This window comes from Glycomyces algeriensis (genome assembly GCF_027622855.1).
Taxonomy (GTDB): domain Bacteria; phylum Actinomycetota; class Actinomycetes; order Mycobacteriales; family Micromonosporaceae; genus Glycomyces; species Glycomyces algeriensis.
The window spans coordinates 39,428-46,586 of record NZ_JAPZVR010000026.1; the positions used below are offsets into that span (position 1 = coordinate 39,428).

Genomic DNA, 7,159 nt, shown 5'->3' on the forward strand with positions numbered 1-7,159 from the left:
CTTCATGTACATCGATAATTCTCAATGTCTACTGCATCGCTCCATCGTCCCCCTCATGACGATCACGGCCCTCACCCCGGGAACCGTCGACGCGGACTGATGCGCCGCATCGCATCCCAAGGAGGGCAGCATGCACGGCATCCGCCGCCGCATCCGACCGCTCATCGCCACCCTGTCCGCACTCGTCTTCACCGCCGCGACCGCCGCGGTGCTCCTCGCCGCGACCCCCGCGCAGGCCCAGACCTGCAACGGCTACGTCGCCCTCACCTACGACGACGGCCCCAACCCCGGGACCACCAGCAGCCTGCTCAACACGCTCACGGCGAACGGCCTGCGCGCCACCATGTTCAACACCGGCCAGCGGGCGGCGAGCAACCCCTCGCTGGTCGCGGCCCAGGTCAACGCCGGCATGTGGGTGGGCAACCACTCCTACTCGCACGGGCACATGACGCAGCTGTCGTCCTCGCAGATGGCGCAGGAGATCTCCAGCACCCAGCAGGCGATCCAGCAGGCCGGCGGCGGCACCCCGGTGCTGTTCCGGCCGCCTTACGGCGAGACCAACGCGACCCTGAAGTCGGTCGAGGCCCAGTACGGCCTCACCGAGGTCCTGTGGAGCGTCGACTCCCAGGACTGGAACGGCGCCAGCACCGCCCAGATCGTGTCGGCGGCGAACAACCTCCAGAACGGCGGCGTCATCCTCATGCACGACGCCTACCAGAACACCATCAACGCGATCCCGCAGATCGCGGCCAACCTGCGCTCCCGGAACCTGTGCGCGGGGATGATCTCCCCGTCCACCGGCCGGGCCGTCGCCCCGACGACCGGCGGCGGCGGAGGAGGCGGCGGTGGCGGCACCGGCACCGACCTGCTCCGCTCCGAGTCCGCCGGCAAGTGCATCGACGTGCCGAGCGGCAGCACCGCCAACGGCACCCGCGTCCAGCTCTACACCTGCTACGAGGGCGCGAACCAGCAGTTCACCTACACGGCCGCGCAGGAGCTGCGCGTCCTCGGCAAGTGCCTCGAACCCTCCGCGAGCGGGAACGGGGCGCTCGCGCAGATCGGCAGCTGCTCCAGCGGGAGCAGCCAGAAGTGGACGTTCGGATCGGACGGCACGGTGCGCAACACCGGGACCGGCACCTGCCTGGACGTCTACGGCAGCGCGAACGGCGCCGCCGTCCAGCTCTACTCCTGCTGGACCGGCGCCAACCAGAAGTGGACGCGCGTCTAGCACCTGAAGCCGGTCCCGCGGCCGCGGCCGCGGGGCCGGCGGGCGCCGCGGGGGAGGGGGGGGAGGCGACGTGGGGGGACCCGGCCGGGGCCCCCGTGCCCACTTCGGCGTCGAGCATCGTCACCTCGAACCGCACGCGCGAGACACCGGTGACGTCCACTGTGAACTCCTCCAGGCCGCCGTACTCGAGCTCGGTGCTCCAGATCGGGTCGGTCTCGTCGGGGATCGCGTAGATCGCGAACGTCAGGCGCATGTCGCTCGCGTCCGAGTTCTCGTCGATCCCGGCGGCGCCGGTCAGGGTCGTCGCGCCGGTGGGGACCAGGAAGTCGATGTAGCCGCCCGCGGTGTCGGTCGAGCTGCCCTTGGCCATGCCGCAGTTGAAGCCGCGGCTGTAGGAGCCTCCCGCGTATTGCACCGAGGCGGCGGTCCAGTCGCCGTAGCCGAAGTTGTCGCAGCTCTCGCTGTCCACGTTCGTCTCGAGGGTGACGTAGCCGCTCTCGTTCTCCGAGCCCGCCCCGTCCGTCGGCGCGGTGTCGGCTTCGAGTTCGTCGATGCGGGCCTGCAGCGCATCGGCCTCGGCGTCGCGCTCGTCGACCTGCTCGACCAGGTTGGTGATCTCCACGGACAGGCTCTGCTCCTGCTCCTGCGACTGGGTGAGCTCCTGGCCCTGCTCCTCGAGCTGCTTGTCCTTGCTGATGGCCAGGAAGATCGAGACGACCGCGGTCACGGTGAGGATCGCCTCGAAGACCAGGCGGACGCGGTCGATGGTGAACAGGCGCTTTCGAGGGGGCTTTGCCATGGTGACTCGTCTCTGGATACGGGTATCCGAGGTCGTTGATGCTCCTGGGCACTGGCGAGCACTACGGTCGGATTGTCGGTTCCATTGGGCGCCAATAGCACTCGGTTCTTAAATGGTCGCACTCCGGGGTCGGCTCCCGATCGACCGACCACCCGTGGGCCGATCGGTCACCGAACGACTACCGGAGGGCCATTGCGCTCGGGCCCGGGCCGCGACAGGCGCAGACCGGCCCCGGACCCGAGCGGGTCCGGGGCCGGTTCGTCACTCAGGCAGCGCCCTTGCGGGGCCGCTCGAAGAGCGCGACCGCGTGCGGGTCGAGCTCCAGCGGGTTGCCGGCGAGGTCGACGACGGCGCCGTGGGGGTTGCAGTTCAGCACGAACACGTGGTCGTTCTCGCCGTCGCTGCGGACCTGGGCGGTGACGCCCGCGGGGAGGTCCGCGTCGAGCGCCCGCTCGACGCCGGTCTCCTCGACCACCGCGCGGTAGAAGTCGGCGAGGAAGTCCGCGCCGGTGCGGGCGGCGATGAAGTACGCCCTGCCCTCGCCGCGGCGGTTGACGGTGAGCGCCGGGCGGCCCGCGTAGAAGTCCGATCCGTACGCGCCCAGGACCTCGGCCCCTTCGGCGTGGACCAGCTCGCACAGGTCGAAGGCCTCGTAGGCCCTGCCGTCCCATTCGATCGCGTTGCGGTCGCCCGGGTTGAGCGCGTCGATCTCCTCGGCCCAGACGCCGAGGGTCTCCCGCAGCGGCCCGGGGAAGCCGCCGAGGAAGGTGCGGTCGTTCTCGTCCACATAGCCCGAGGCGTAGGTCGCGACGAAGGTGCCGCCGCGCTCCACGAAGGCGTCCACCGCTTCGGCGACGCCGGGCCGGAGCATGTACATCATCGGCGCGACGAGCACGCGGTACTGGTCGAGCTCGCCGGGCGCGGCGATGAGCGAGCCGTCGATGACGTCGACGGGCACGCCCTGCTGCCAGAAGGCCTGGTAGTGGTCGATCACGGTGCGGGCGTAGCCGGTCCGGTCCTGCAGCATGCCCTTCATGTCGTCCAGGGCCCAGCGGGTCGGCCAGTCGTAGACGAGGGCGACGTCGGCCGGCGTCGTGGTGCCGACGACCGCGTCGAGCCCGGCGAGGCGCTCGCCGACCTCGGCGACGTCGCGGAAGACGCGCGTGCGCTCGGTGCCCTCGTGGTCGACGATCGCGCCGTGGAACTTCTCCGAGCCGCCGCGGCCCTTGCGGAACTGGAAGTACTGCACGGTGTCCGCGCCGTGGGCGACGGCCTGCATCGACTGGAGCATGTGGACGCCGGGGCGGTGGAGCTTGGCGACCGGCCGCCAGTTGGTGGCCGAGGGCGAGGACTCCATGAGCATGAACGGCTTGCCCTTGAGGCTGCGCGTCAGGTCGTGGTGGAAGGAGGCCTCGACGCCGGTGCGCACATCGCTGTCGGTGCCGCTCCACTGCGGGTAGGAGTCCCACGAGACCACGTCGAGCTCCTGGGCGAGCCGGTAGTAGTCGATGCCCGGGTAGGTGCCCATGAGGTTGGTGGTGCACGGGATCTCGGGGGTGAGCGCCTTCAACGGCGCGGCCTCGTGGCGGTAGAAGTCGGCGAACTGCTCGGTGGTGAACCGCATCCAGTCCAAGTGCAGGCCGTGGATGTCCTGCTCGCCGCGCCCGTGGGGGCTGGGCGACTCGATGTGGGACCAGTCGGTGTAGGTCTTGGCCCAGAACGCGGTCCACCACGACTGGTTGAGCTCGTCGAGCGAGCCGTAATTGACCTGCAGGTACGCGCGGAACCGCTCCTGGCAGAGGTCGCAGTGGCACTCGCCGCCGTACTCGTTCGAGAGGTGCCAGACGCCGAGCGCGGGGTGCTCGCCGTAGCGCTCGGCGAGGGCGGTGTTGATCGCGAGCGTCTTCTCGCGGTACACCGGGGAGGTGAGGCAGTGGTTGTGGCGGCCGCCGTGGCGGTTCCTGGTGCGGTCGCCGTTCACGCGCAGGACCTCGGGGTACCGGTGGCTCATCCAGCCGGGGCGCGCGCCGGAGGGGGTCGCGAGCACGGCGGTGATGCCGTTCTCGGCCATGAGGTCCATGATCTCGTCGAGCCACCCGAACTCGTAGCGGCCCTCCTCGGGCTCGAGTGCGGCCCAGGCGAAGATGCCCACCGAGAGCGTGTTGACCCCGGCCAGCCGGGCGAGGCGCATGTCCTCCTTCCAGGTGGCGTCCTTGGACGCCAGCCACTGGTCGGGGTTGTAGTCCCCGCCGTGCAGCAGGTGGGGGACGCCCTTGGCGATGGGCGCGTGACGGACGAGTTTCCGGCTCACGAGGCGAACTTCCTTAGATCGAAGACTTTATCGATAAAGAGCCTAGGGGTTCGCAGCCGATTGTCAAGCCCGAATCGGGCCCGTCACGCCTTCGGCGCCTCACGCGGCAGGAAGACCAGTTTCGCGAGTTTGACGACGACCGCGACCGCCAGCAGGACCAGCGGCAGGCTCAGCAGGCCGAACAGGACCACCAGGGGCAGGTACCCGGCCCAGTCGTCCGCCCCGGCCGCCCAGGCCCTCGGCTCGCCGTACCCGGTGAACATCGAGGACCGGCCCTCCATGAGGCGCGCCTCGACCTCCTGGCCCTCCTCGCACTCGCCGTCGACCTCGATGCGGACCTCGACCGCGGCGCCGCCGTCGGGCGTGAACACGCCGCGGCAGACCTGCCCGCCCTTGCCGTCGACCGCGCTGTCGATCATGGCGTTACCCGGCGTCCCGGCCTGCCCGTGCGAGGCCCGGTAGCCGTCCGCCATCTCCATCGCGTTGGCGTACAACGCGATCGGGAACAGCGAGAGCACGCCGACGACCAGCAGCAGGAGCAGCGCGGTCACCGCGGGGTGCGGCTTCACGGGCTTGCCGCGTACTGCGGCCATGTGCGCCTCCAAGGGTCGGTCGCGGAAAATCAGAGCAGGTCGTCCTTCGCCTGCTCGATCGAGCCGCACCACCACGACGCGGCCAGCGCGTCGGGGTCGGCCCGTTCGAGCGCTTCGAGCAGGCGGCGCAGGCGCTTTCGGTGGGGCACGGCGGGACGCGCCGGGGCCCGCGGCGCCACCTTGCCCGCGCGGAGCAGGGCCAGGCGCTCCGCGGCCTGCCGCGCGTCGAGCACCATGGGCGCCGGCGCGGGCGGTCCGTCGTGCAGGTACGCGCCGAACGCCGCGAGGAAGCGCTCGGTACGTTCGCGGTCGCGGTTGAGCGGGTGCAGTTCGCCTCGGGCGACGTCGAGGACCCACACGGTCGCGTCCGCAGTGTCCTCCCCGATCAGGAACTCCGCCGGGGAGTGCACGTGCCCGATGAGGCGGAGCGTGCGCCCGGCTGCGGCGCGGGTGCCGGACTCGTCGGTGAGCGCGAATCCGAGGGGGTGGTCCATGGTCCGAGCATACGAGCGCGGCGCCATCGCGCGATTCACGGCCGGTGGAGCGGGGGCGGATGAAATCGGCCGTAGTGGCACGATCCTGGGAGGACGGGGCTTGCGAGCGGGTTCTATGGTTCTCAACGACAGCACCGAACACATCCCCAACCCGAGGCAGGGAGACGATGAGCGAATTCGACAGCGGAGACGACTTCACCACGGATGGTTATGGAGCCGACTCGGCCGATGACTTTTCCACTGAGGACTCCACGAGCTACACGGACGACTCGTACACCGAGGACGCCTACGCCGACGACACCTCCTCGGACGACGTCTACACCTCGGTCGCGGACACCGACGTCGACGGTGACGGCGTGAACGAGTCGACCGCCTTCGACTACGACGGCGACGGGTACAACGAGACCATCGAGTCCGACATGGACGGCGACGGCTGGGTCGACACCGTCACCACCGACGCGGACGCCGACGGGTACTCCGAGACGATCCTGGTCGACACCGACGGCGACACGTTCCTCGACACCACCGGCACGGACACCGACGGCGACGGCTTCGTCAACACCGTCGAGTCCGACACGGACGGGGACGGCTTCTACGACACGTCCGCCGAGGACAACAACAGCGACGGCGTCTACGAGAACGTCCAGAGCATCTAGCGAGTCGACGACATGTGAAGCCGCCGACCGGCGCTGCCGGTCGGCGGCTTTCGCGTTGCCTCAGGCGAGGTCTTCGGGGCGGATGGCGAGCTTGGCGGCGATGCGGGCGAGCGCGCGCTGATCCTCTGCGTCGAGGGGGTCGAGGACGGACTCGCGCACGGTGCGGACGTGGACCGGGGCGGCGGCGACGACCACGTCGAAGCCGGCGTCGGTGAGCGCGGCGATCGTGTAGCGGCCGTCCTCGGGGTCGGGCGAGCGCTCGACCCAGCCGCGCTGCTCGAAGCGCTTGACGACGTTCGACAGGCGCGACAGGGAGCCGTTGGCGAGGTAGGCGAGCTCGCTCATGCGCAGGCGGCGGTCGGGCGCCTCGGAGATGTGGCTGAGGGTCAGGTAGTCGAAGAGGCTGAGGCCGAACGCCTTCTGGAGGGGCGCCTCGAGCCGTCCCGGGAGGAGCCAGACCAGGGACGCGACGCCGGTCCAGGCCGCCTTCTCCTCGGGACCGAGCCACAGCGCCTCGTCGGGGTCGGGATTCGCGGCGGCGGTCATGGCAGCAATATACCCACCGATGTTCACTTCAAGCGTGAAGTCAAACGTGCTAGGTTTACTTCACGCTTGAAGTCAATCGAGGGAGACCATCATGAGCAGGCCCGAATTCTTCGTCACCCCCGGCGCGGGCGAGAAACTGGAGGCGATGCTGCACTACCGGCAGGCGCTGCGGATCGGCGACCGCGTCGAGATCTCGGGGCAGGGCGGCTGGGACGACGACCTCGCCTTCCCCGAAGACCTCGAGGAGGAGATCGTGCGCGCCTTCGACAACGTGGAGCGGACGCTCGCACTGGCCGGGGCCACGTGGCGGGACGTCGTGCACGTCAACTCCTACCACCTGCCCGACGCCCCGGACCAGATCGGGGAGCGGCCGACCCGCGTCATGGCCGAGCAGTTCCGCAAGCGCATGGGCGACCGCGCGCCGATCTGGACGCAGCTCGGGGTGGCCGCGCTCGGCGCGCCGAAGATGCGCGTCGAGATCCGGGTGACCGCGGTCCTCGGACAGGACTGAGCAAAAGAGGGCCGGGCCGGG

The 7,159-nt window shown here is 70.0% G+C and carries 7 protein-coding genes; 3 read left to right on the plus strand and 4 right to left on the minus strand.

Annotated elements, in window-relative coordinates; genetic code table 11:
* Positions 1-130 precede the first annotated feature (130 nt).
* Positions 131-1,228, plus strand: coding sequence for a polysaccharide deacetylase family protein (locus tag O2L52_RS24615; protein ID WP_270118874.1), 1,098 nt, complete (start codon positions 131-133; stop codon positions 1,226-1,228).
* Positions 1,229-2,292: 1,064 nt separating this feature from the next.
* Here the strand turns inward: O2L52_RS24615 and O2L52_RS24620 are convergent.
* The 3 genes from O2L52_RS24620 to O2L52_RS24630 form a co-directional block, all read right to left on the minus strand.
* Complete coding sequence (locus O2L52_RS24620; protein WP_270118877.1) at positions 2,293-4,338, minus strand: beta-galactosidase; 2,046 nt, start codon at positions 4,336-4,338, stop codon at positions 2,293-2,295.
* A gap of 83 nt (positions 4,339-4,421) precedes the next feature.
* Positions 4,422-4,931 carry a hypothetical protein gene (locus tag O2L52_RS24625; RefSeq protein ID WP_270118879.1) on the minus strand — a complete coding sequence of 170 codons (510 nt, stop codon included), beginning with the start codon at positions 4,929-4,931 and terminating at the stop codon, positions 4,422-4,424.
* Positions 4,932-4,960: 29 nt separating this feature from the next.
* Positions 4,961-5,425 (minus strand): hypothetical protein, encoded by a 465-nt coding sequence (locus O2L52_RS24630; RefSeq protein WP_270118882.1) that lies wholly within the window; start codon positions 5,423-5,425, stop codon positions 4,961-4,963.
* 167 nt (positions 5,426-5,592) lie between these two features.
* On the opposite strand from O2L52_RS24630, the gene O2L52_RS24635 reads away from it, so the two are divergent.
* A complete protein-coding gene (locus O2L52_RS24635) occupies positions 5,593-6,081 on the plus strand; it encodes a hypothetical protein (protein ID WP_270118884.1) in 489 nt (162 codons plus the stop codon).
* Positions 6,082-6,141: 60 nt separating this feature from the next.
* Here the strand turns inward: O2L52_RS24635 and O2L52_RS24640 are convergent, their stop codons facing one another.
* Positions 6,142-6,627 carry a MarR family winged helix-turn-helix transcriptional regulator gene (locus O2L52_RS24640; RefSeq protein WP_270118885.1) on the minus strand — a complete coding sequence of 162 codons (486 nt, stop codon included), beginning with the start codon at positions 6,625-6,627 and terminating at the stop codon, positions 6,142-6,144.
* Positions 6,628-6,718: 91 nt separating this feature from the next.
* Between O2L52_RS24640 and O2L52_RS24645 the strand changes: the two genes are divergently transcribed.
* Complete coding sequence (locus O2L52_RS24645; protein ID WP_270118886.1) at positions 6,719-7,138, plus strand: RidA family protein; 420 nt, start codon at positions 6,719-6,721, stop codon at positions 7,136-7,138.
* Positions 7,139-7,159 lie beyond the last annotated feature (21 nt).